This is a genomic window from Neisseria sp. P0021.S007 (assembly GCF_051956855.1).
Genome location: NZ_JBQCXA010000794.1, coordinates 1 through 596 on the forward strand (window position 1 = coordinate 1; position 596 = coordinate 596).

Below are 596 nucleotides of genomic sequence, written 5' to 3' on the forward strand. Positions count from 1 at the left end.
ACATCATGTTGGGCAATATCCGCTCGGCAGGCATGGACACCGGCGGCATCAATGTAATGCACGCAATGGCGATTCCGGCTTTGGGCATGGTGTCCGGTTTGCTGCTGGCCTTTTTGCACTACCGCAAGCCGCGTATTTATCAAAACAACGCCGCCGATATGGAAGACAACCGTGAAGCGGTGCAGCAGCAAGAGCCGTCAACCTATCGCAGCTTGGTGGCGGCCGTGGCGATTGCCGTGTGTTTTGCCATTCAGCTTTTGTATGAAAACTCGTTGGTATTGGGCGCGATGTTGGGCTTTGCCGTGTTTATGATGTTGGGCGTGATGAACCGTTCCGCCGCCAGTGATGTGTTCGGCGAAGGCATCAAAATGATGGCGATGGTCGGCTTTATTATGATTGCGGCACAAGGTTTCGCCGCCGTCATGAACGCGACCGGCGACATTCAGCCTTTGGTCGAACGCAGCATGGCTTTGTTCGGAAGCAATAAAGGCATGGCCGCCTTTACCATGCTGTTTGTCGGCCTGCTGGTAACCATGGGCATCGGCTCGTCTTTCTCCACTTTGCCGATTATTACCGCGATTTATGTGCCTTTGTGC

At 54.0% G+C, this 596-nt stretch carries 1 protein-coding gene; it reads left to right on the forward strand.

Annotated elements, in window-relative coordinates; translation table 11 throughout:
* The coding region (locus ACTHUR_RS15990; protein WP_440399654.1) for a Na+/H+ antiporter NhaC family protein at positions 1-596 on the forward strand (596 nt) is incomplete at both ends.